The sequence below is a fragment of the Halomonas beimenensis genome (genome assembly GCF_002549795.1).
Lineage (GTDB): Bacteria > Pseudomonadota > Gammaproteobacteria > Pseudomonadales > Halomonadaceae > Halomonas > Halomonas beimenensis.
On sequence record NZ_CP021435.1, the window covers coordinates 3749650 to 3771377 of the forward strand.

The 21728-nt window shown below is 69.5% G+C and carries 18 protein-coding genes and 1 CRISPR repeat array (1 of these 19 running past the window's edge); of the genes, 10 read left to right on the plus strand and 8 right to left on the minus strand.

All coding sequences use genetic code 11. The features are described from left to right. Window positions 1-2875: a CRISPR direct-repeat array (repeat unit 29 nt; unit sequence CGGGTTATCCCCGCGCCTGCGGGGATCGG) (it extends 3677 nt beyond the left edge of the window). Window positions 2876-2981: 106 nt separating this feature from the next. Genes cas2e through BEI_RS17505 form a run of 8 tightly spaced genes read right to left on the minus strand, consistent with a single transcriptional unit; the run spans window position 2982 to window position 11823 of the window. Continuing rightward, window positions 2982-3278, minus strand: coding sequence for a type I-E CRISPR-associated endoribonuclease Cas2e (cas2e, locus tag BEI_RS17470; RefSeq protein ID WP_097790694.1), 297 nt, complete (start codon window positions 3276-3278; stop codon window positions 2982-2984). A gap of 1 nt (window position 3279) precedes the next feature. Next, window positions 3280-4200 (minus strand): type I-E CRISPR-associated endonuclease Cas1e, encoded by a 921-nt coding sequence (cas1e, locus tag BEI_RS17475; RefSeq protein ID WP_097790695.1) that lies wholly within the window; start codon window positions 4198-4200, stop codon window positions 3280-3282. A 27-nt stretch (window positions 4201-4227) separates the two neighbouring features. Next, window positions 4228-4920: a type I-E CRISPR-associated protein Cas6/Cse3/CasE gene (gene cas6e, locus BEI_RS17480; RefSeq protein WP_097790696.1), complete on the minus strand. Its 693-nt coding sequence runs from the start codon at window positions 4918-4920 to the stop codon at window positions 4228-4230. Continuing rightward, the gene (gene cas5e / locus BEI_RS17485; RefSeq protein WP_097790697.1) at window positions 4920-5675 is read right to left on the minus strand and encodes a type I-E CRISPR-associated protein Cas5/CasD; all 756 of its coding nucleotides are present in this window, start codon (window positions 5673-5675) and stop codon (window positions 4920-4922) included. Before cas5e ends, cas6e begins: the two co-directional genes overlap by 1 nt. 9 nt (window positions 5676-5684) lie before the next feature. Continuing rightward, window positions 5685-6758 carry a type I-E CRISPR-associated protein Cas7/Cse4/CasC gene (gene cas7e, locus BEI_RS17490; protein ID WP_097790698.1) on the minus strand — a complete coding sequence of 358 codons (1074 nt, stop codon included), beginning with the start codon at window positions 6756-6758 and terminating at the stop codon, window positions 5685-5687. Between the two features lie 29 nt (window positions 6759-6787). Next, on the minus strand, window positions 6788-7441 hold the full coding sequence (gene casB / locus BEI_RS17495; RefSeq protein WP_097790699.1) for a type I-E CRISPR-associated protein Cse2/CasB: 654 nt from the start codon (window positions 7439-7441) through the stop codon (window positions 6788-6790). Further along, entirely contained in the window at window positions 7438-9120 is a 1683-nt protein-coding gene (casA, locus tag BEI_RS17500) for a type I-E CRISPR-associated protein Cse1/CasA (RefSeq protein ID WP_097790700.1), read from the minus strand. The genes casB and casA overlap by 4 nt, the downstream gene beginning before the upstream one ends. 12 nt (window positions 9121-9132) lie before the next feature. Beyond that, on the minus strand, window positions 9133-11823 hold the full coding sequence (locus BEI_RS17505) for a CRISPR-associated helicase/endonuclease Cas3 (RefSeq protein WP_097791142.1): 2691 nt from the start codon (window positions 11821-11823) through the stop codon (window positions 9133-9135). Window positions 11824-11958: 135 nt separating this feature from the next. On the opposite strand from BEI_RS17505, the gene BEI_RS17510 reads away from it, so the two are divergent. The 10 genes from BEI_RS17510 to BEI_RS17550 all read left to right on the plus strand — a co-directional run bounded on the left by BEI_RS17510 (window position 11959) and on the right by BEI_RS17550 (window position 21728). Beyond that, a complete protein-coding gene (locus tag BEI_RS17510) occupies window positions 11959-12828 on the plus strand; it encodes a WYL domain-containing transcriptional regulator (RefSeq protein WP_097790701.1) in 870 nt (289 codons plus the stop codon). Between the two features lie 42 nt (window positions 12829-12870). Beyond that, a complete protein-coding gene (locus BEI_RS17515) occupies window positions 12871-13485 on the plus strand; it encodes an SAM-dependent methyltransferase (protein WP_227644511.1) in 615 nt (204 codons plus the stop codon). A gap of 288 nt (window positions 13486-13773) precedes the next feature. Then, the gene (locus BEI_RS17520) at window positions 13774-14433 is read left to right on the plus strand and encodes a hypothetical protein (protein ID WP_097790703.1); all 660 of its coding nucleotides are present in this window, start codon (window positions 13774-13776) and stop codon (window positions 14431-14433) included. Between the two features lie 81 nt (window positions 14434-14514). Continuing rightward, a complete protein-coding gene (locus BEI_RS19180) occupies window positions 14515-14664 on the plus strand; it encodes a hypothetical protein (RefSeq protein WP_193765130.1) in 150 nt (49 codons plus the stop codon). Continuing rightward, the gene (locus tag BEI_RS17525) at window positions 14664-15398 is read left to right on the plus strand and encodes a metal ABC transporter ATP-binding protein (protein WP_097790704.1); all 735 of its coding nucleotides are present in this window, start codon (window positions 14664-14666) and stop codon (window positions 15396-15398) included. The genes BEI_RS19180 and BEI_RS17525 overlap by 1 nt, the downstream gene beginning before the upstream one ends. Beyond that, a complete protein-coding gene (locus BEI_RS17530) occupies window positions 15382-16278 on the plus strand; it encodes a metal ABC transporter permease (RefSeq protein WP_097790705.1) in 897 nt (298 codons plus the stop codon). Before BEI_RS17525 ends, BEI_RS17530 begins: the two co-directional genes overlap by 17 nt. A gap of 16 nt (window positions 16279-16294) precedes the next feature. Next, window positions 16295-17353, plus strand: coding sequence for a metal ABC transporter solute-binding protein, Zn/Mn family (locus BEI_RS17535; RefSeq protein WP_097790706.1), 1059 nt, complete (start codon window positions 16295-16297; stop codon window positions 17351-17353). A 96-nt stretch (window positions 17354-17449) separates the two neighbouring features. Further along, a complete protein-coding gene (locus BEI_RS17540) occupies window positions 17450-18115 on the plus strand; it encodes an ABC transporter ATP-binding protein (RefSeq protein ID WP_097790707.1) in 666 nt (221 codons plus the stop codon). After that, window positions 18112-20601 (plus strand): ABC transporter permease, encoded by a 2490-nt coding sequence (locus tag BEI_RS17545; RefSeq protein WP_097790708.1) that lies wholly within the window; start codon window positions 18112-18114, stop codon window positions 20599-20601. Before BEI_RS17540 ends, BEI_RS17545 begins: the two co-directional genes overlap by 4 nt. Beyond that, the gene (locus BEI_RS17550) at window positions 20598-21728 is read left to right on the plus strand and encodes a lipocalin-like domain-containing protein (RefSeq protein ID WP_097790709.1); all 1131 of its coding nucleotides are present in this window, start codon (window positions 20598-20600) and stop codon (window positions 21726-21728) included. The genes BEI_RS17545 and BEI_RS17550 overlap by 4 nt, the downstream gene beginning before the upstream one ends.

The window sequence follows — 21728 nt, forward strand, 5'->3', positions numbered from 1 at the left end:
ATCGGGGGGCATTGATGCGCCCGCCGCGTGCGTAAGCCGGGTTATCCCCGCGCCTGCGGGGATCGGTCAGCCAGCGCATTCAGAGCGACGGTATCCATCGGGTTATCCCCGCGCCTGCGGGGATCGGTCCCAGCCGCTTGTAGAAGAACAGCACATGGCCGGGTTATCCCCGCGCCTGCGGGGATCGGGCGGCGCGGTGGACGCTACATCACTTCTTCAGGCGGGTTATCCCCGCGCCTGCGGGGATCGGTGTCTGCTCCTGGCGGGGCGGCTCGTCCGACCCGGGTTATCCCCGCGCCTGCGGGGATCGGTGTGGTGCGTCCGACGGGTAACGCTCCCGAGTCGGGTTATCCCCGCGCCTGCGGGGATCGGTCGTCCAGCGCCCCGCCCTGGCCCAGCCAGGTCGGGTTATCCCCGCGCCTGCGGGGATCGGTCAGTCGGCCATTGTCAAATGGGTTACGGCTCACGGGTTATCCCCGCGCCTGCGGGGATCGGTTAAGCGGGGTTGGTGCGGTGAGCAGAAAGAACGGGTTATCCCCGCGCCTGCGGGGATCGGTATAACCGATCTGTATATTGGCAATTCTGAAACGGGTTATCCCCGCGCCTGCGGGGATCGGAAGACCTAGGCATCATCCTGTCCGACCTAGACCGGGTTATCCCCGCGCCTGCGGGGATCGGGTGTCGACCGGCGCGGGACCAATGGTCGATTTCGGGTTATCCCCGCGCCTGCGGGGATCGGATCGGCAAGATGAAGGGGCGCTCTGATAACGGCGGGTTATCCCCGCGCCTGCGGGGATCGGGGGCCTGGCCGGTGGGGACAACGTCTACGTGTCGGGTTATCCCCGCGCCTGCGGGGATCGGACCAGGATGTCGAGCTGCAGCGGGAACGGCAGCGGGTTATCCCCGCGCCTGCGGGGATCGGGGTGCCAGTCCGGGGTGGTGATCGGCCACAGCCGGGTTATCCCCGCGCCTGCGGGGATCGGGCGCCCCTGCCGGGCTTCCACGAGCCGGATGCCGGGTTATCCCCGCGCCTGCGGGGATCGGCAAAGGGCAGGAGGCGTCCTCATGATCCCCGCCGGGTTATCCCCGCGCCTGCGGGGATCGGGCGTCGCTGTCCTGGATCTCGTGCTCGAGGTACGGGTTATCCCCGCGCCTGCGGGGATCGGTAAAGGATTTTAAACGTTAATTGTAAGGAAACCGGGTTATCCCCGCGCCTGCGGGGATCGGGATGCTCGCGTCACTGGCCTGATGGCGCAGGACGGGTTATCCCCGCGCCTGCGGGGATCGGGCCAAGGCCCAGCGGATCGCCGACATGTCCGCCGGGTTATCCCCGCGCCTGCGGGGATCGGGCCAGCCCGCCGAGCGACGGGCGCTTCGCCCGCGGGTTATCCCCGCGCCTGCGGGGATCGGGAAGTCATCTTCGGGGAACCAGAACACGTACCCGGGTTATCCCCGCGCCTGCGGGGATCGGAAGACCCGTTCGTCGTCCTTGATCATGTCTGACGGGTTATCCCCGCGCCTGCGGGGATCGGACGGTACTGGGGCCATCGATCCAGTCGGAGCGCGGGTTATCCCCGCGCCTGCGGGGATCGGTCGTTTGGCCAGAATGCGACCGAGAATGAAGTCGGGTTATCCCCGCGCCTGCGGGGATCGGGCCGCTCGGTACTCACTGAGCGGTACACCTGCCGGGTTATCCCCGCGCCTGCGGGGATCGGGGGTCCTCGATCTTCCCCAGGGCCTCGGCAATCGGGTTATCCCCGCGCCTGCGGGGATCGGCTGGTGGGCTTCCCACTGCCAGGTGGCCACGCCGGGTTATCCCCGCGCCTGCGGGGATCGGTGGGTCCAGCGCTACCATGACGGCGGTTTCGCCGGGTTATCCCCGCGCCTGCGGGGATCGGGCCACGGCCCGGGCCCGCCCGCCAGTTCTGTTCGGGTTATCCCCGCGCCTGCGGGGATCGGCACGTCGGCCGTGACGGCATCGACGCCGTGGCCGGGTTATCCCCGCGCCTGCGGGGATCGGCGGACAAGAATCTGGTATGCGCGCCTGTCGGGCGGGTTATCCCCGCGCCTGCGGGGATCGGACCCGACCACCACGGCCCTGTGGTAACAAGCACGGGTTATCCCCGCGCCTGCGGGGATCGGGAGTGGGCGCCTGATCCACACCGAACTGGACGGCGGGTTATCCCCGCGCCTGCGGGGATCGGCGTCATGTGAGCACGAAAAACGGGCCTCAGACCGGGTTATCCCCGCGCCTGCGGGGATCGGACCTCAAGACAATGAACTGAAAAACGATACCCCGGGTTATCCCCGCGCCTGCGGGGATCGGCTCACCGGCCCCGGTGGGGGCAGTATCAGGATCGGGTTATCCCCGCGCCTGCGGGGATCGGTTCAAGCGCCACTCGGACAGCGGAGGTCTCGTCGGGTTATCCCCGCGCCTGCGGGGATCGGAAGAGTGTAGTCAATCCTGTGCGCGCTCTCATCGGGTTATCCCCGCGCCTGCGGGGATCGGTCGAACAGGTCCGCGCCGAGGGGGCGCGTGGACGGGTTATCCCCGCGCCTGCGGGGATCGGGACCTGCCGCGTGGCGACCTCATCAACCGCATCGGGTTATCCCCGCGCCTGCGGGGATCGGTCGCCCAGCAGGCGGGCCACCTCCCCCTCGGCCGGGTTATCCCCGCGCCTGCGGGGATCGGCGCAACCTCGCCAAGGGAGCCCTGACCGGCACCGGGTTATCCCCGCGCCTGCGGGGATCGGTTCCTGCTAACGAAGTCACTAAAGGCGACAATCGGGTTATCCCCGCGCCTGCGGGGATCGGAGGAAAGCCGCAGGAGCGACACACGATGCAGACGGGTTATCCCCGCGCCTGCGGGGATCGGACTAATTGTAGTCAATTGTTTATAAAGAAGAAAATCGCCGGCGGAAATTCCACCAGCGATTTTGCTTACTGTTTAACCAGACTACATTGTTAAAGATCCTGAAAAATCAGTCAGTTGGCTGAGGCGGCAGAAAACGCACCAGCCGCAGCCCATCATGATCGACCGGCTCGCGGCGGTTGGCGCCATAGGTCTGGAACTCGAAGCCGGATTCATGGTTGCTGGCCCAGGCCATGGCGACATTGCCGTCCTCGGCCAGGGCGTTGACCTGCTCCCAGATCATCTCGCGCACGCGCTTGGTAACATCACCGACGTAAACGCCGGCACGAATCTCCAGCAACCACACGGCGAGCCGACCACGCAAGCGCGGTGGCACTGCCTCGGTCACCACCACCAACATCGCCATATCATTTGCTCCGGTGTCCTTGGTCTCCGACAGACTCCGGCTCGGGAATGGCCGGCGGCATGGCCTCGGGCGCCGGAGGCGGCGGCTCGATCTCGCCGGCCGCCAACACCTCCTCGATCATCGGGATCAGCCGCCGCAGCAGCTTGGTTTGCTTGAAGGCATCTCGGCAAGCGATACGTACCTCGCGTTCGGGCGCCACCGGATTGCGCGCTGCCACACGGAAGGCGGCGGGCACCACTGTCTCGAATTTGACGATGTCCGCGATATCGTAGACGAAGCTCTGGGGCTTGCCGGTGTGCAGGAAACCGATGGCCGGCGCATAGCCTGCCGCCAGGATCGCCGCCTCGGTGATGCCGTAAAGGCAAGCCGTCGCGGCGGACAGGCACTGGTTGGCCACATCCGACGCATCCCAGCGTGTCGGGTCATAGCGACGCCCTTCCCATTTAACGCCATACTGCTTGGCGAGCAGCTGATAGGTCTTGCGTACCCGGGCGCCTTCCATGCCACGAAGCTGATCGACGCTGCGTCGCGAGGGGGGCGGCTCGCCGAAGCGCAGCTCGAACATCTTGCGCACGACCTTGAGCCGCAGCGAGTCATCCAGCGCCAGCTGGGCTTGATAGAGTAGCTTGTCGGAGCGGGCACCTCCCGGTTGACCAGCGCTGTAGAGACGCACGCCCGCATCACCGACCCAGATCAGCAGGGTTCCAACGACCGATGCCAGTTTGACGGCGGCATGCGAGATGCGGGTGCCCGGTTCGAGCAGCAGGCAGGCCACCGAGCCGACGGGGATATGCATGCGCTCCCCGTTCACCTCGTCGATGACGACGAAGGCGCCGTCTCGCACATCGATCTGTCCCATGCCGACGAAGATCATCGACATGCGATCCTTCTCGGGGATCGGCTTGAGCGGAATAAAGCCCATATTGGCCTCCCTGCCTGGGAAGTGTCGCTATGGTCGGCGAATCAGCATCAAGCCACAGCCGAATGCCTTGGCACGCCCGATGCCCTGAGCCAGCGTCTCTATCAAGCGCCCCGGGTCGGCGACCTCCAGCAAGCCTTCGTAGTCGACGCTGGAGAAGCGGATAGGACGGCCCTTGTCCTTCGGCAAGGCATGCTGCCGATAGGCCCCGACTTCCGGCTCGACCGGCAAGCGGAACCCCCAGGACTCGGCACGCTCCGCCAGCCACTGACGAGCGGCATCGTCCATCGCCTCGATGCAGGCCTGGCTGGTCCGCTCCTTGCCCGCCTCGAAGGGGTACTTTGCCGCCATCAGCACATCGGCACGTTGCCCACGCTTACCCGCCACCGACTTCGCCACGGTGGGGTTGGCCCGCAGGCGAAAGGCGAGCCGCTCCCCGGCCTCCAGCGTCGGCGAAAACGGCTTGCACTGCGCCTCGAGCAGTCCCGGGATCGGCACCGGCTCGCGATCCGACAGCACATAGAACAGCGGCAGGCCCCTTGGCGCTCCCCCTTCCTCGGGTTCGTCCATTTCCTGGCGAAACAGGAACGGCCGCTGGCCTTGATGCTCCGGAAACAACCGCCAGAGGAGTTGGTGGGCGGCGTAGGCGCCACCGCCCATGATCTCGAACAGAGCTCCCCGGGAAAGGCCATTGAGATCGACACGTACGCGTGAGAGATACATCAGCCATCCTCCCTTGCCCGCACAATGCGCCGGAATTCGGCACGTGGCCCGAACTGCCAGCGACGGCGATTGAGCGGCACATCCCAGACTTCGCTGGACTCCACGCCCTGGTCGTAGCCATCCAGGGAATCGGCCTTCCCTTCCCAGGCGTAGAGCGCGTTTTCCGGCAGTCTCAGAGCCCTACGCTCCTCCTCCTGATCCTTCCCGCATAGCGGAGGGAAGCTGGCATCCAGGGCGTCTCGCAGTTGGACGAACGCCTCCAATCGAGGGGCCAGCGGCGCCGCCGGCGGGCATGCCTTGCGCCCCAGATAGAGCGGAAAATACGGGGTCTGGAGCGCCCTTTCCAGGTCCTCGAGCGTTAGCTCCGCCTGAGGCGTCAACCAGATGGCGACGGTCCAGAGTCCATCGCAGCGATAGTCGCGGCTGGAGAGAATGGTGTTGATGACCTTGCGCGGGGCACTCAGTTCATCCCGCCGGGTGCGATACGTCACCTTCGATTGTGAGGCCGGCACCTGCACGGTGTGGTAATCACGCAACAGGCTGCCGGGAGAGCGCTGCTTGATGGCGATGCCGACGCTATCGCTCAGCCGGCGCTGCTCCTCATCGTCATCCCGGTGTACGCCCAATGCCGCACCGAGCAGCCCGATGATGGCGCTGCGCCCCGGGTAGGTCGCGGTGGGACGTGACTCCCCCACCGCCGCCTCGCCCCAGCTGGCAAGCGGCGCATAGAGCCGAAAGACCAGATAGTCCGTCATGACGGCTCCTTACTGCTCGCTGGACAGGAAGTCGATCAACTCGGGGAGGCTACCCATGGCCACATCTCCCCGCAGGCACGGTTCCCGATAGTCAGGGTCGGCGGCCACGATGAAACGCCGTTCGGCGCCCGGCCCGTAGGCATCATCGAACGCCTGAGCCTGGCGCTCCAGCCGGCCGATGGCATCCAGCGCCTGATCCTGGCCGGGGACGGGCCGCAGGAAGGCCGCCGAGAGCGAGCGTGGTTGCTGGTCGCCCTTCTCGGCCAGCACGTAGCTGGCGTGGGCGCGGGAGCCGAAGCTATTCTGCTTGCCCTTGGGCGAGGTCTTCACGGCGGCCTCTGCCAGGGCCGCGATGGCCCGATCGGCCAGTGCTTCGTCGCCGCCGAGGTTCTCGATCAGCTGCCCGCGATCGATGCAGACATAACCGTAGAACAGACCCGCGCCGAAACCCGCCTCGCCGACATGCGCCGCCCCGCGATGCTCGTCGCCGGTATTCAGGTCGTCCACCGCCGTGAAGTAGTCGTCCTCGACTTCGGCGGCATGCACGGTAATGGCATGAGCGACCTGGCAGGCAGCCTCGACATTGAAGGCCGGAGATGCCGCCAACATGCGGCCGAACAGCGCGATATCCACGGCCGATGGCTTGTGGCGTAGCAGATCGAGATCTTCCTTCTCCGGCGCCCGATTCTCGTCGGCCAGCTGGTCGGCCAGGGCATCGACCGCGGCCTGCTCCTCGGGACCGACGTGAACCAGCTGGCTGGTTTCCAGCTCTCCCTTGGCCACATCGCCGAAGACCTTGGCGATCTCCGTGGCCCAGGCACGGGCGTCCTTCTCTTTCACGCCTTTTTCCTGCAGACGCTTCGCGGCCTGGACACCCACCTGCTTGGTGCGCATGCCGCGATGCTGGCCCACGGCCTCCTCGAACAGCGCCGAGGTCCGCCAGGTCCGCTTGAGGCTCTGCGACGAGACACGCAGGCGCTTGGCGCCACCCATGATGGCGGTCTTGGGGCGGCCCAGGTCGTCACGGTTGAGATTGGCCGGCGGATAGGCGGTCAGCAGGTGCAGTTGAATGAAGTCGCTCATGGGGTTGGCTCCCTGTCGTGGTTGACGGATCACTGGTTGTCTTGCCGATAGCCGGCCGTGGCACCGAAGTAGTCGTTGGCCCAGATAAAGCCTAGGCGTCGGGTAGGTTGCGACGAGATCCCGCCTTGGTATTCACGCCACCACAGCGCGATGTTGTCGGCCAGGTGCACGACGCTGACGCCGCGCTTGTCGATCAGCGCCAGGGCGCGGCGCAGGCGCTGCACCAGTTCCTCTGGCGTGCGAGATGTCATCAGTTGCTGAAAGCGCAGCTCGCTCATGTACGGCTTACCGGTTTCACGCTTCTGCCGACCGAGACCGGCTCCCAACGGCATCTTGGGCGCTTCCTCGCGAAGCTCGGCCACCACGAGCGCGATACAGGACCAGGTCTGCAAGTGCTGGTCGCGCTGCCGTTCCGAAAGATCGTCTTTCGGCAATAAATTCCATAGATGGCGAAAGGCCTCCGTCAGCATGGCCGCCTCGATGGTGTCGCAGCGACGCAACGTCGCCCGCATGCCCTTGGGCCAGGGCGGGACATTCGTATAGGCCTTCAACGCCTCTGCGGACAGCGTCAAACGCTGCCACCAGCACCGCAGGGCATCGGCTTTCCTGCGGTCGATGGCATACAACCGCTCGGGCACTCGCGGTGGCGCCTCTGCTGCGGGTGTGAGTTCCGTTTCACTCATGACATGCCCTCTTCGGTGGTTGCCGGCTCGGCGATCAAGGCGAAGCCGCCGGTTTCGGCAAATTGACGAATGGCCTTGCTGCCCTTGCTGCGCCCGACCAGAAAGCTCTGTAATTGCCGCCGAGCCGCGGTCGCACGCTGCAGGTCCGCCGCCTCCAGCGCCCCGCTCAGCGCCTGCTCCTCGAACAGCGCCATCCCCTCGCGCTTCAGGATGCGATACCACTGCTCGGCCACCTCGGAAGGTAAACGCGGCGTGTCATCGGCTTCCGCCAGTGTCTTCTGGAAACCGAACAAGGCGCTAAAGAAGGCGCCGTGCGTGGCGTCGTAGAATGCTTGATCGATATGGCTCATGTCCCCCTTGGCTTCCGAGGGACGATCGAACCAGGCATTCTTGACCTGGGTGCGCACCATCCAGGCAACCTGACGAGCCAGATCGGTGAAGCTATGTACCCAGCCACGCAACCGCTCCTGCTGTGCGGGAGGCACGGCCACCAGCGGCATCTCGACGCTGTACCAGCCACGGGGCTTCATGTTGTCCATGTCATAGCCGAAGGCCCATAGCCGGGCATGCTTGAGCAGCGCCGCGATATCTTCCCCGGCTCGGCGTTCTTCATCGACGGCCAACACCTTCTGCGAGACGTAGTCCTGCACCGCCAGGGCAGGCAAGGCGCCGCTGGCGTCGGCATCGTGAAGCACCAGGTTTGACCAGTGCTGATAGCCCAGGCCACCGGGCTGTCCCTTGGTGGACAGCGGTGGTTCATGGGGTTTCTTGGGGTCGCGGCGATAGGGCGTCAGCGGGTGCAGCCAGGGCCCTCCGTAGTTGGCTCCCTGCTTCTTGGCGCGGATACGACGCACGATGCGCACGACTTCACGCCCACAGATATCGCAGCGACATGCCTCGTCCTCGAAAAGCAGCCGGAAACGGCGCGGCATCGACCAGTAGGGATGCAGCGGATGCATGCCCTCGGGGAAAACCTCTGTCCCTTTCTTGTCGCTGACCCGGGTCGGCGCCGTCCACGGGAACAGGCTGTCGTCATCTGCGCGAGGCGCTTGCCATGACTGCCCGGATCGCGTCAGCGCCCTGGGGGTCATGACGTTCAGCCACAGGCGGGACCACAGGTTGGCATCGGCCGCCTCAGGCAGCACCAGGGTAGTCAACGGCCCGCCGCCTCGCAGGCCGACACGAATGCCTGCCCCACCGGCAGGGGCATTGATCTGCATGGTGAACAGGGCCAGTGCCGCACAGTCCTCGCACATCGCCTCGGCGCGCCCACGCTTGACGAAGAAGTCGGTGTTGTTCTTGATGCCGTTGGCCCCAGGCGCATCGATCAGCAGACCGCTGACCGTGCCGTCCTTGACGTCGTCGAGCGGATCGAGGTCCTGCATGAAGCGAGGCCCATCGCCATCCAGCTCGAAGGCATCGGCGAAGGGGGCGAAGGCGGTTGCCAGCTCATCGACGCCGGGCGGCTCGATAAAGCGATCCAGCCAGTCACCGTGATCCTGCGGCGGCAACGCCGTCTGCAGCAGGCCGATCAGGAACTGGTAGGCCGCGCCCTGGAAATCGGCCCGGGGCAGGGCGAGATCGACGACCTCGGGATCGGCCATCGCTGTGGGCGGCCGATAGATGGTGACACCTTCCTTGGTGCGGAAAGGCAACCATGGATCATTGAGCAGATTCACCCAAACCTCCTTTTAGGTTGTCGTTGTTGCAGGAGACGCCGAGAAGACCAGCCCCCAGTGAGAGTCATAGCCACAGGTAGTATCGGCTTCGACCAGCCAAGGCTGCGTGAAACGCAATGCCTTGTGGCGCTCCTGGAGGGCTTCCCACTGGGCCTGATAGCCACCCGGCAAACCCGCCAGCTTCTCCGCCTGGCCCTGGCGTAGCTTCACCTGGCTGAGCATCGCGGCGTGGCGCTCGCCCTCGGCCCATAGCGTCAGCTCGCCCTCGGCCGTGCGCTCGAGCAGCACGACATTCAGCGTCGGCTCGTCGACCAGCCGCGTGCCGATCTCCAGCTCCTCCTGCCACTGATCGGCCTCGGGATGGCGGAGATAACCCTGCTCCAAGGTCAGGGCATTGAAGTTCGCCATCGCACCGGCCACGCGGTTCATGCCGTGTTGCTCGATGCGCGCCTCCTGCAGGCCATCCGGCACCAGATCGACGACCCCGCCATACACGCTCTCGATCAAGGTCCGAGCCTGATCGGGCATGCGAATCGCGCCCAGCTCCCGCAACACGCGCTGGGTCAACCAGAGCAAGGACGTATCGCGATAGACGGCCTGGGTACCCGGCAGGGTGCGTTTCAGCCACTGGGCATCCGGCTCATCGCTCCACTCGGGAGCCAGCACAGAAAGCACGGGGGCGCGACGCGGGCTGCGTACATGACGCTGCAGGCGTCCGGCGCGCTGGATCAGCAGGTCGATGGGGGCCAGATCGCTGACCATGTGGTCAACATCGCAATCGAGCGATTCCTGGAAGACCTGGGTACTGATCAGGACCTGGCCGCGTCGCTGGTCGGGAGTAGAGGTCTTGCCCAGCCGCTCGATCACGTCAGACTCGATCCGCTGACGATCCACCATCGCGAAGCGGCTGTGGAACAGCAGGCAGCGCTCGGGATCGGGATGACGCCGGCATACCTGCTCGTAGGCACGAATGGCGTCGTCCACGGTGTTGCGCACCCAGGCAACGCACTCCCCCGCCTCGATCGCCGCCATCACGGTATCGACCGCCTGTTCCTCCGTGGCGAGCCAGTCGATGCCTATCTCACGCGACACTTCGGGACGGCTGGCCAGCGGAACCTCCCGCTTCAGGTCATGACCGACCTGGGTCAACAGCGGGAAGTCCTCCTCCTGAAGCGCGGCCGGTGCCTGCCCCAACCCCTCGCGCCATGCCGCAGCCAGGGACTCACGCATGGCGCGTGGCATGGTGGCCGTCAGCAGGATGGCGCTACCGCCCTGACGGGCGTGATGGGCCAACAGCTGGTTGAGCAGTGTCTGCATGTAATGGTCGTAGGCGTGTACCTCATCGACGACCAGCACCTTGCGCGCCAAGCCATACAGGCGCAGCGACTGGTGGCGAAAGGGGAGCAACCCCATCAACGCCTGATCGACGGTGCCGACTCCCACATCGGCCAGCAGCGACTTCTTGCGCGAATCGGCCAGCCAGCGATTGCAGCGGGTGGTGGCCGTCATGTCGTCGGCGGCGTAGTCCCGGTCTTCCGGCTGCTCCGCGGCCACGGCCTGCATGTAGGTGTCGTTCAGTTCCCGAGCACCGTGAGCCAGCACGCAGGAAGGACGCGACGCCTCGGTATAGAAGCGCCGGTGCAAGTGGCCGAGGCGCTCATACATGGCATTGGAGGTCGCCATGGTCGGCAACGCGAAATAGAGCCCTTCGCCATGCCCCGCCGCCAGCAGCCTCTGGGCGAGGATGCAAGCCGCCTCGGTCTTCCCGGCGCCGGTCACGTCCTCGAGGATGAAGAGTTGAGGTCCCTCGCCGATCGACAGGGATTCGGCCTCCTTCTGCAAGGGCGTCGGCGTGACCGATTGGTCGCCGAACCAGTCGGCCAGCCCGGCATAGGGCACCGGCTCGGGAGGTTGCGCGAACCCCGCCTCCTCCAACGCTCGCTCGGCGTATCTGAGCGCCTTGGGCCAATACTCGGCCAGCGGCATCGCCGCCTGGCAGTAGGCAAAACGGTCACGGTTCGAGCCCAGCCAGTCGCTGAGGATCGCCCAGCCGGCAACCGTCCAGCTCACTGTCAGGAAGGCCTCTCGCCACTCCTTAGAGACCAGCTTGTCGACCGGCCAGTCGAGCTCGATCAGGTCCGCCCAGTCGGCGACGAATCGACGCGCCGCTTCGCTATCGGAAGCGATATCGTCATCGCCGAAGAACTCCGTCAGCTCCAGCCGACCGGGCTCCACCGGCTGGCCATGGTGACCGAACATCGGCGCCAACAGGGCACGCAGAGTCTCACTCAGTTGGAGGCGTTCGCGTCGCGGCGGCATGTCGCCAGGCCATTGCAAGGTGCCGTCCCGCAGCCATTCGATCCAACGTGCCTGCCATAGCAGGGCTCCAAGCCGATCGTGGCGCTCGGTATAGGCCAGTCGCTCGATCGGGGGCACCAGCGGGATGTCCTCGGGCCGCGCCACGCCCTGGAAGGCACGCGCGAACTTGCCAAGATCATGCAACCCCAGCAGGAAGACGAGGAGGCGCCGCAAGGCATCAGGGGAAAGGTCCAGGTATGTTGAAAGCCGTTGAGCCAAGGGCCGCCCCGGTTTGAACAGGAGCCAGCCCACGGCTGCCACATCCAGGCTGTGAAACGGCAACAGATGACAGCTATCGTCCCCGTCCCTCGGCTTAGCCTTGCCCCAGTAGAGGTAATACGACATCCCTGTCTCCCGGATCCGTTGCGCCTGCACCTCCATACAAGCACTCTACATTCACCTTCGCCACACCTGGGGATGCATCCACCATACTTTTCAGCCCGGTCCTGATCCGGGTCGGCAACCAAGGAAGGAGACCTCATGCCCGATCACGTCACCCTGCCCTGGGACACCCTGGCCCGCTACCGGCTGATCGAGATCCTGGCGTTCTGGGAGGGCCGTGTGGCGGCCTCGCAGCTCGGTGCGGCCTTCGGCATCGGCCGACAGCAGGCGCAGAAGGTGTTGCGGCGCTATCGCGAGGCGGTGCCGGATAACCTGGCCTACGACGAGTCGCGCCGCGGCTTCCGGCCTAAGGCGGCGTTCCGTCCGCGCTTCACGCGGGGCCGGGTAGAGGAGTACCTGCAGCTGCTCGGCGCCCATCGGGACCTGGACTCGCCCTTCGCCGGCCTGGGCCTGGGGGCGGCGGATACCGAATCGCTGCCGCTGCCGAGCCGGGCGGTGGACCCCGGCGTGGTGCGCGAGCTGGTGAAGTCGGCCCGGGCGGGCCGCCGGCTGGAGGTAACCTACGCCTCCTTCACCAGCCCCGGGGGCGAGGAGCGCATCCTGGTGCCCCACACCCTGGTGTTCGCCGCCGGGCGCTGGCATGTGCGGGCCTATTGCGAGAAGCACCGCGACTATCGGGACTTCGTGTTGAGCCGCTTCCGCGGCCTGCCGGAGGATAATGGCCCCATGCTAGGGGCTCATGGCGGAGAGGAGGACGAGGCCTGGCAGACGCGGGTCGCGGTAAGCCTGATCCCCGATCGCCGCCTGCCCCCGGAGGAACGCGAGATGCTGGCCAGGGACTACGGCATGCGCGACGGCGAGCTGACGCTGCACTGCCGCGGGCCCCTGGTGCTCTATGCCCTGCGCGAGCTGGGCGTGAACCCGCACCATGTGGAGGCGGAGCCCCGTGCCCAGCAGATCGAGATCGCCAACCGCGAGGCCCTGACGCCCTGGATCCGCTGGGGCTGAGGTGGGGCACCATCCAAGTGATACAGGAATAGGGAATTGTTCATGAACGGGAAAACTCCCATGTGGGACGAGCGCTACGACCGCGAGGACTATCTCTACGGCACCGAGCCCAACGACTTCCTGCGCGAGCAGGTCGAGGGGCTCGGCCCGGCGCCCCGACGGGTGCTGTGCCTGGCCGACGGCGAGGGCCGCAACGGGGTCTACCTGGCCGGGCTGGGCCATGAGGTCACCTCGGTGGACGGCTCCCGGGTCGGCCTGGCGAAGGCCGCCCGGCTGGCCGAGGCGAAGGGCGTGGCCCTGGAGCTCCTGCACGCCGACCTCACCGAGCATGTCTTCCCGGCCGAGGCCTTCGACGCCGTGGTGTCGATCTTCTGCCACGTGACCGAGGCCGGACGGCCGCACCTGCACCGCCAGGTGGCCCGCACCCTCCGGCCGGGGGGCCTGCTCATGCTGGAGGCCTACACCCCGGACCAGGTGCCCCGCGACACCGGCGGCCCGGACACCCCGGACCGCACCCCGACCGCCGCCGAGCTGGACGCCGCCTTCGCCGACTTCGAGATCCTGCTCAGCCGCGAGATCGAGCGCGACGTGCAGGAAGGCAAGGGGCACACCGGGCCCGGGGCGGTGGTCCAGTTCATCGCCCGCAAGCCCCGTTGAGCCCCGTCAGAAGGGGTAGACCACCCCGGCGCTGACCATGTCGAGATCGCCCAGGGCGTCGCTGTCCAGGCGCTCCACCTCGAGGCGGCCGGTGAGCAGGGAACGCCGATGAGTCTTGCCGGGCAAGCCGATTCCTTTCGGGATACGGGGATGGAGGCCGGGCAGCGTAGCGCGCCCGGCAGGGACTCGGTCAGGTCGTCCCTGACGCGGCACTTGCCGCCATGGGGCCGACATTCCGATGCGCCTCGGTGCTAGGATGCCAGTGCCCAACGAGTCGGGAGATAGCCGATGCCGCGACGCCTGCTGCGTTCCCTCGCCCCGCTGCTGTTCTGCCTGCCCCTTCCGGCCCTCGCTCAGTCGCCATCGGCCGAGTGGCAGGCCTACGAGGAGGCCCTGTCCCAGGGTGCCCGGCAGGCCAACCTCTGGCAGCTGAGCTGGACGGGCATCTATGCCGGCAGCCTGGCGTGGAACGCCTGGCAGGCCAGCGAGGGCGATGATGCGGACGAGCGCTTCGACGCGCGGGTGGGCACGGTGAAATCGGCCATCGCCCTGGGGGGCCTGCTGCTCGACCGCCAGCCGCATCCGGCGGCCTATCGGCGACTGCGGGAGGGCGCGGGCGATCTCGATGACGCCCGCCGGCTGATCCAGGCGGTGGCCGAGGAAGAGCGCCGGCGCCGTGGCTGGCGCGCGCGGTTGGGATCCCTGGCGGTCAACGGCGTGGCGGGCCTGGCAATCGGCGTCGGCGACGACCGCCCCGAGGACGGCGCGATCAACTTCGCCACCGGCATGCTGGTCGGGGAACTGCAGCTGCGCACCCAACCGGGTCAGGCACTGGCGGCGGTGAACCGCTTCCAGCCGGCGCGGCTGTCGCTGGGCGACCTCACGCTCGAGGGCGAATACGCCTGGGTGATCACCCCCGAACGGTTGGGGGTGGTACTCCGCTACTGAGTCCGGCCGGCCTCACTCGACGCTGGCGAGCCCTGATATTGTTATGTTATAACCTCCGCCAGATTTTCGGAGACGTTCCCCATGGCGCATCGACCCCATCGCCACCGCCCCGAGGGGCCCTGTCACTTCTCGCTGATGTCGCTCTCGGCGGGCCGCCGCCTGCTGCTGGCCGCGGCGCCGGTGGCCGCCCTCTGGCTGGCGGTGGCCTGGGCCGCGGGAGGCTGGCACTGATGGCGCGCCTGCGGCTCCACGACCTCCAGCTCGCCCGGGGCGGCCAGACGCTGCTCGAGCACCTGGACGGCAGCTTCCGGGACGGCGCCATCACCGCGCTGATCGGCGCCAACGGCGCCGGCAAGAGCACCCTGATCGCCGCCATCATGGGCATGCTGCATCCGGTGGCCGGCCGGGTGGAGTGCACCGTGCCCCGGGAGCGCTGCGCCTGGCTGCCCCAGCAGCTGGCCCTGGATCTCTCCTTCCCGATGAGCGTGGAGGAGCTGATCATGACCGGCACCTGGCCGAGCCATGGCGCCCTCAAGGGCTACTGCGGCCCCCACTACCGCCGCGGCCGCGAGATCATGGCCCGGCTGGGCATCTCCCACCTGGCTCACCGCCAGCTCGGCGAGCTCTCCGGCGGCCAGCGCCAGCGCGCCCTGCTCGGTCGCACCCTGATGCAGGAGGCCGAGTTGCTGCTGCTCGACGAGCCCTTCGCCAACGTCGACAGCGAGACGGTGGAGGTGCTGACCGAGGTGCTGCGCGACATGGCCCGCGCCGGCACCACCATCCTGGTGGTGCTCCATGACCTGGAACAGCTCGCCCACCTGGCCGACGACGTGCTGATGCTGTCCGGCGGCCACGGCCGCTGGGTCAGCCCCGAGGCCCTGCTCGACCATTCCACCGGCCAGGCCCCGAAGGCCCCGCGCCTGCCCATCGACTTCCCCGAGGCCTCCCATGCTGGCACTGCTTGACGCCTGGCTGTTCGCCCCCTTCGAGTACGGCTTCATGAGGCGCGCCGTGGTCGCCGGCCTGGCGCTGTCCCTGGCCGCCCCGCCGCTGGGCGTCTTCCTGATGCTGCGCGGCATGAGCCTGATCGGCGACGCCATGGCCCACGCCATCCTGCCCGGGGTGGCGCTCGGCTTCCTGTTCGCCGGCTTCTCGCTGCCGATCATGAGCCTCGGCGGCATCCTCTCGGGGCTGCTGGTGGCGGTGCTGGCCGGCAGCGTCTCCCAGATGACCGGCCACCGGGAGGACTCGGCCATGGCCAGCTTCTTCCTGATCTCGCTGGCCGCGGGGGTGATGCTGGTGTCGCTCGGCGGCAGCAGCGTGGACCTCACCCATGTGCTGTTCGGCTCGATCCTGGCCGTGGACACCACCGCCCTGCTGCTGATCGCCGGCATCGCCAGCCTGATCGTGCTGGCCCTGGCGGTGATCTTCCGCGCCCTGGTGGTCGAGTGCCTGGACCCGCTGTTCCTGCGCGGCCAGGGGGTCCGCGGCGGCGTGGTCCACGGCGTCTTCCTGGGCCTGGTGGTGCTCAACCTCACCGCCGGCTTCCAGACGCTCGGCACCCTGATGGCGGTGGGCCTGATGATGCTGCCGGCCACCACCGCCCGCTTCTGGAGCCAGCGCCTGGAGGGCCTGATCGCCATCGCCATCGGCGTGGCCCTGGTGGCCAGCACCGGCGGCCTGCTGCTCTCCTACCACCTGAGCCTGCCCTCGGGCCCGGCGATCATCCTGCTGGCCGGGGTGGCCTACGTGCTCTCGGCGCTGTTCGGCCGCCAGCACAGCCTGAGCGCCCGCTGGCGCCGCCGGGCCGCGCCCCTGAACGCCCCCCTTTCCTCGAACCGCTGACAAGGAGTCCGTTGCCATGCCCCTCGCCAAGCCCGCCGCCCTGCTCGCCGCCGGCGCTTCCCTCCTCCTGGCCGGCCCCGCCGTCGCCGACGAGCGCGTCCAGGTGCTGGCCAGCTTCAGCATCCTCGCCGACATGGTCGAGGAGATCGGCGGGGAGCACGTCGAGGTCACCGCCCTGGTCGGCCCGGACAGCGACGCCCACGTCTACAGCCCCCGGCCCACCGACGCCCGGGCCCTGGCCCAGGCCGACCTGGTGGTGTTCAACGGCCTGCAGTTCGAGGGCTGGATGGAACGGCTGGTCGACGCCAGCGACTACGCCGGCCCGACGGTGGTGGCCACCGCGGGCATCGAGGCCGCGCTGGCGGCCGGGGAGGATGACGCCCACGGCGACGAGGAGCATGATCACGAGGCCCCCGCCGAGGAGCCCGGCCACGACGACCACGGGGGCGAGCACGACGACCACGCGGCCCGGGCGGACGGCCATGATCACGACCATGGCGGCCTGGATCCCCACGCCTGGCAGGACCTGGGCCTCGGCGAGGTCTACGTCACCAACATCCGCGACGGCCTGATCGGTGCCGACCCGGCCCACGAGGCCGCCTACCGGGAGCGTGCCGCCCGCTACCTGGAGGAGATCGCCGCCCTGGACGCCGAGATCCGCGCGATGATGGACGAGCTCCCCGAGCACACCAGCGTGATCACCGGCCACGACTCCTTCGGCCACTTCGCCCGGGCCTACGGGGTCGCCTTCCTCTCGCCGACGGGGCTGTCCACCGCGGCCGAGCCCAGCGCGGCCAACATGGCCCGGCTGATCGACACCATCCGCGAGCGCGACGTCCGGGCGCTGTTCCACGAGAACATGACCAGCCCGGCGATGATCGAGCAGCTCGCCGAGGAGACCGGCCTGCCGATCGCCGGCACCCTCTACGCCGACGCCCTGGCCAGCGAGGGCGAGGCCAGCAGCTGGCTGGGCATGCTGCACCACAACGCCCGGCTGCTGCACGATGCCCTGGCCGACCCCGCTCACGAGCGCGACCACGACCACGAGCACGAGCACGACGACCACGATCACTGAGCCGGCCCCCCTCCTGGCCTGACGCGGCGCCGCCTTCGGGTGGCGCCGTTTTTATGGGAGGATCGTTCCCACCGCCTCAGGGAAGGACAGGCCGCCATGCTCGAGTTCCAAGGGGTCCACAAGGCCTATGCCACGCCCCAGGGGCCGCTGCGGGTCCTGGCCGGCGTCGACCTGACCCTGGCCCCGGGCGAGAGCCTGGCGCTGATGGGCGAGTCGGGCAGCGGCAAGTCGACCCTGCTGCACCTGGCCGCCGGCCTGGACTTGCCGGACGAGGGCGAGGTGCGCCTGGCCGGCGCCTCCCTGGCCTCCCTGGGCGAGCCCCACCGCGCCCGCCTGCGTCGCGAGACCCTGGGCCTGGTCTTCCAGCAGTTCCACCTGGTGCCGAGCCTCAACGTCATCGACAACCTGCGCCTCCAGGCACGCCTGGCTGGGCGCGAGTCCCCGGGCTGGACGACGCACCTGATCGAGCGCCTGGGGCTCGCCGGCCGCGAGCGCCACTATCCCGAACGGCTCTCCGGCGGCCAGCAGCAGCGCCTGGCCATCGGCCGCGCCCTGGCTCCCCGGCCGGCCCTGCTGCTCGCCGACGAACCCACCGGCAACCTGGACGAGACCACCGCCGAAGGCGTGCTGGCGCTGATGCTGGAGCTGGTGCACGAGGCCGGCAGCGGCCTGCTGGTGGTGACCCACAGCCCGGCGGTCGCCGCGCCCCTGGACCGTCGCCTTCGGCTCTCCCATGGCCACCTCGCGGAGCCGCCGCCATGACCGGGCTCGGCGTCGCGCTGGCGACCCTGCTCTCCCACTACCGGCGCCATCCCGCCCAGCTCGTCCTGCTGCTGCTGGGCCTCTGGGTGGCCGGTGCCCTGTGGAGCGGCGTCCAGGCGATCAACGCCTCGGCCCGGGACAGCTACGCCCGGGCCGAGGCGCTGTTCTCGAGCGGCCTCGACACCCTCGAGCGCCGGGACAGCGCCCCCCTGACCCGGGACGACTTCATCGCCCTGCGCCGGGCCGGCCTGCCGGTCTCGCCCTGGCTCGAGGGCGAGATCGAGGCGGCCGGGGGCGAGCGGCTGACCCTGATCGGGCTCGATCCCCTGACCCTGCCCGGCGACGGCCCCCTGGGCCCCGGCGGCGCGAGGCTGGGCGCCTGGCTGTCGCCGCCCTGGCAGACCCGGGTGGCGCCCGAGACCCTGGCGGCGCTGGGGCTCGACCGCGAGACGGCCCCCGGGGCCGAGCCCCGCCTGGCCGACGGGCGGCGCCTGCCGCCCCTGGCCCTGGCCCCCTCGCTGCCGCCGGCCACCCTGGTCACCGACCTCGCCGCCGCGGCCCGGCTGCTGGGCCGCGGCGAGCGGCTCGACCGCCTGGTGGCCCCGGCCGGTGAGCTGGCCGCGGCCCCGGAGGGCTATGCGCTGACCCGGGCCGAGGCGCGTCTCTCGCCGGGAGAACTCACCGCCAGCTTCCACCTCAGCCTCACCGCCATGGCCCTGCTGGCGCTGATCGTCGGGCTCTTCATCGTCCAGGCGGCGCTGGGCCTGGCCCTGGAGCAGCGCCTCGGCCTGCTGCGCACCCTTCGGGCCCTGGGCGTCCCGGGCCGCCACCTGGTCGGCCTGCTCGCCCTCGAGCTCTGCCTGCTGGGGCTGGCCGGGGCCCTGGCCGGCATCCTCGGCGGGGTCTGGCTGGCCCGAGCCCTGCTGCCGGACGTGGCCGCCAGCCTCGCGAGCCTCTACGGCACCGAGATCGGCACCCGCCTCCGCCTGCCCTGGCACTACTGGCTGGGCGGGCTGGGCGTCATGCTGGGCGGGCTCTTCCTGGCCGGCGGCGGCGTGCTGTGGCGGGCCGCCCGGCTGCCGGTGCTGGCCCTGGGCCAGGCCCAGGCCTGGCGCGGGCGCTTCCACCGCCAGCTGACCCGGCAGGCCCTGGCCGGGGCGGGCGCCGCGACCCTCGGCCTGGCCCTCTGGGCCTGGCTGGCCGGGCGGGCGCCCGGCGAGGGGCTGATCGCCGCCTTCGCCCTCGTCGCGGCGCTGCTGCTGGCCGGCGCGCTCTGGCTGCCGCCGCTGCTGGCGACGGCACTGGCCGGCCTGGGCCGGCTGGCCCGCCCCTGGCCGCTGGGCCACTGGGCGCTGGCCGACCTCCAGCTGCAGCTGCCGCGCCTGGCGCTGGCGATGATGGCGCTGCTGATCGCCCTCTCGGCCAACCTGGGGGTGGGCAGCATGGTCGGCGGCTTCCGCCTGACCTTCCTGGACTGGCTGGACCGTCGCCTGGTCGCCGATCTCTACCTGGCCCCGCCACCGGCCCGCCTCGAGGCCCTGGACGCCTGGCTGGCGGATCGCCCCGAGGTGGCCCAGCGACTGCCCACCGCCAGCGGCGACACGACCCTCCAGGCCGTCGACGGCGCCGCCTCCGGCCGGCCGGTCGAGCTCTTCGGCATCACCCCGGGCGAGCGCCTGACGGCCACCTGGCCGCTGCTCGCCAACCGCGACGGCCGCGCCCCGGCCTGGACGGCGCTGGCGGCGGGCGACGCCTTCGTCAACGAGCAGCTGGCCATCGCCGAGGGGATCACCCCGGGAAGTCGCCTCACCCTGGCCGGCCCCGATGGCCCCGTGCGCCTGGCAGTGACCGCCGTCTACCCGGACTACGGCAACCCCCGCAGCCAGGTGCTGCTGGCCACGCCGGTGCTGCATCGCCGCTTCGATGCCAGGCCCGGCGGCCTCGGCGTGGCGCTTCGCCCCGACGCGGACACCGCCGGCCTGACCGCCGCCCTGGCCGAGCGCTTCGGCGGCGAGGTGACGGTCCGCGACCAGCGCCAGGTCAAGCGCCTGGCCGTCGACGTCTTCGAGCGCACCTTCGCCATCACCCGGGCGCTGAACGCCCTGACCCTGGGGGTGGCGGCCCTGGCGCTGCTGGCCAGCCTGCTGGCCCAGGGCCGGGAACGCCGCCGCCGGCTGGCGCCCCTCTGGGCGTTGGGCGTGCCCCGGGGGCGGCTGGCCGGAGTCCAGCTCGCCCAGCTCGGCGGGGCGGCGCTGGTCACCGGGCTGCTGGCCCTGCCGCTGGGGGTGGCCGTCACCGCCTGCCTGGTGGGAGAGATCAACGTGGCGGCCTTCGGCTGGCGGCTGCCGCTGCACGTCTTCCCCGGGGCACTGGCCGTGACGCTCGCCACCGCTTTGGGGGTGGCCCTGCTCGCCGCCGCCCTGCCGGCCGTGAGCCTGTGGCGCACCCCGCCGCGGGCCCTGCTGGCCGAGGAGGACAGCCCATGAGACGGCTGGTCGCCGGGCTGCTCGTGATGCTGCTGGCGGGCTGCGGGGAGGCGCCGCCGGAAGGGCAGGCCGGCTTCGCCGGCCTGGGGGCCGACGCCGAGGGCTTCCGCCAGGCCGGCCCGGAGGTGACGCTGCGCTTCCCCGGGGATCACGGCGCCCATCCCGACTATCGCCTGGAGTGGTGGTACCTGACCGCCAACCTGGAAGACGCCGAGGGCGAGCCCCTGGGCATCCAGTGGACCCTGTTCCGCCGGGCCGGTCGTCCTCCGTCTTCGCTCGGCGAGCCCGGCCCCTGGGCGGCGGACCAGTTGTGGATGGCGCACCTGGCCGTCTCCCGGGGTGCGAGCCATCGGGTCGCCGAGCGCTTCGCCCGGGGCACGGCGGCGCCCCGGGCGCCCGAGGCTCGCCAGGCCGGCGTCACCGTCCGCCCCTTTCGCTCCTGGCTGGACGACTGGACGCTGGCGAGCCGGAGCGAGGCCCCGGGGGCGGACGCCCTGGACCACCTGGCGGTCAGCGCCTCGGCGGGGCGGGGCGACGACGCCTTCGGCCTCCGGCTGGCCCTCGACGCCCAGGGCCCGCTGGTGCGCCATGGCGAGGCAGGCTTCAGTCGCAAGGCCGAAGGCGGCCAGGGCTCGATGTACGTCAGCCAGCCCTTCTACCGGGTGGCGGGCGAGGTCGTGCTGGACGGCGAGCGAGTGCCGGTGACCGGCCGCGCCTGGCTGGACCGGGAGTGGAGCAGCCAGCTGCTCGGCCCCGGCCAGGCCGGCTGGGACTGGCTGGCCCTGCACCTGGACGACGGCCACAAGCTGATGGCCTTCCGCCTGCGGGGCGACGACGGCGATGTCCTCTCGGGCAGCTGGATCGCCCCGGACGGGGCGGTGATCTCCCTGGGCCCCGAGGACCTGCGCCTGACGCCGCTGGCCACCCGGGAGGTCGCCGGGCACGAGCTGCCGCTGCGCTGGCGGCTCGCCCTGCCGGAGCGGGGCCTGGACCTGGAGGTCGCCGCCCGCCACCCCGAGCGCTGGATGCCCACCGCCGTGCCCTACTGGGAGGGCGCGGTCACCGTTCGGGACCGGGCCACCGGCGAGCCTCGCGGGGTGGGGTATCTGGAACTGACCGGGTATTGA

Bases quoted from the DNA above. Each gene is read 5' to 3' on its own strand.
- cas2e (WP_097790694.1), bottom strand. From the start codon at position 3,278: ATGGCGATGTTGGTGGTGGTGACCGAGGCAGTGCCACCGCGCTTGCGT.
- cas1e (WP_097790695.1), bottom strand. From the start codon at position 4,200: ATGGGCTTTATTCCGCTCAAGCCGATCCCCGAGAAGGATCGCATGTCG.
- cas6e (WP_097790696.1), bottom strand. From the start codon at position 4,920: ATGTATCTCTCACGCGTACGTGTCGATCTCAATGGCCTTTCCCGGGGA.
- cas5e (WP_097790697.1), bottom strand. From the start codon at position 5,675: ATGACGGACTATCTGGTCTTTCGGCTCTATGCGCCGCTTGCCAGCTGG.
- cas7e (WP_097790698.1), bottom strand. From the start codon at position 6,758: ATGAGCGACTTCATTCAACTGCACCTGCTGACCGCCTATCCGCCGGCC.
- casB (WP_097790699.1), bottom strand. From the start codon at position 7,441: ATGAGTGAAACGGAACTCACACCCGCAGCAGAGGCGCCACCGCGAGTG.
- BEI_RS17505 (WP_097791142.1), bottom strand. From the start codon at position 11,823: ATGTCGTATTACCTCTACTGGGGCAAGGCTAAGCCGAGGGACGGGGAC.
- BEI_RS17510 (WP_097790701.1), top strand. From the start codon at position 11,959: ATGCCCGATCACGTCACCCTGCCCTGGGACACCCTGGCCCGCTACCGG.
- BEI_RS17515 (WP_227644511.1), top strand. From the start codon at position 12,871: ATGAACGGGAAAACTCCCATGTGGGACGAGCGCTACGACCGCGAGGAC.
- BEI_RS17520 (WP_097790703.1), top strand. From the start codon at position 13,774: ATGCCGCGACGCCTGCTGCGTTCCCTCGCCCCGCTGCTGTTCTGCCTG.
- BEI_RS19180 (WP_193765130.1), top strand. From the start codon at position 14,515: ATGGCGCATCGACCCCATCGCCACCGCCCCGAGGGGCCCTGTCACTTC.
- BEI_RS17525 (WP_097790704.1), top strand. From the start codon at position 14,664: ATGGCGCGCCTGCGGCTCCACGACCTCCAGCTCGCCCGGGGCGGCCAG.
- BEI_RS17530 (WP_097790705.1), top strand. From the start codon at position 15,382: ATGCTGGCACTGCTTGACGCCTGGCTGTTCGCCCCCTTCGAGTACGGC.
- BEI_RS17535 (WP_097790706.1), top strand. From the start codon at position 16,295: ATGCCCCTCGCCAAGCCCGCCGCCCTGCTCGCCGCCGGCGCTTCCCTC.
- BEI_RS17540 (WP_097790707.1), top strand. From the start codon at position 17,450: ATGCTCGAGTTCCAAGGGGTCCACAAGGCCTATGCCACGCCCCAGGGG.
- BEI_RS17545 (WP_097790708.1), top strand. From the start codon at position 18,112: ATGACCGGGCTCGGCGTCGCGCTGGCGACCCTGCTCTCCCACTACCGG.
- BEI_RS17550 (WP_097790709.1), top strand. From the start codon at position 20,598: ATGAGACGGCTGGTCGCCGGGCTGCTCGTGATGCTGCTGGCGGGCTGC.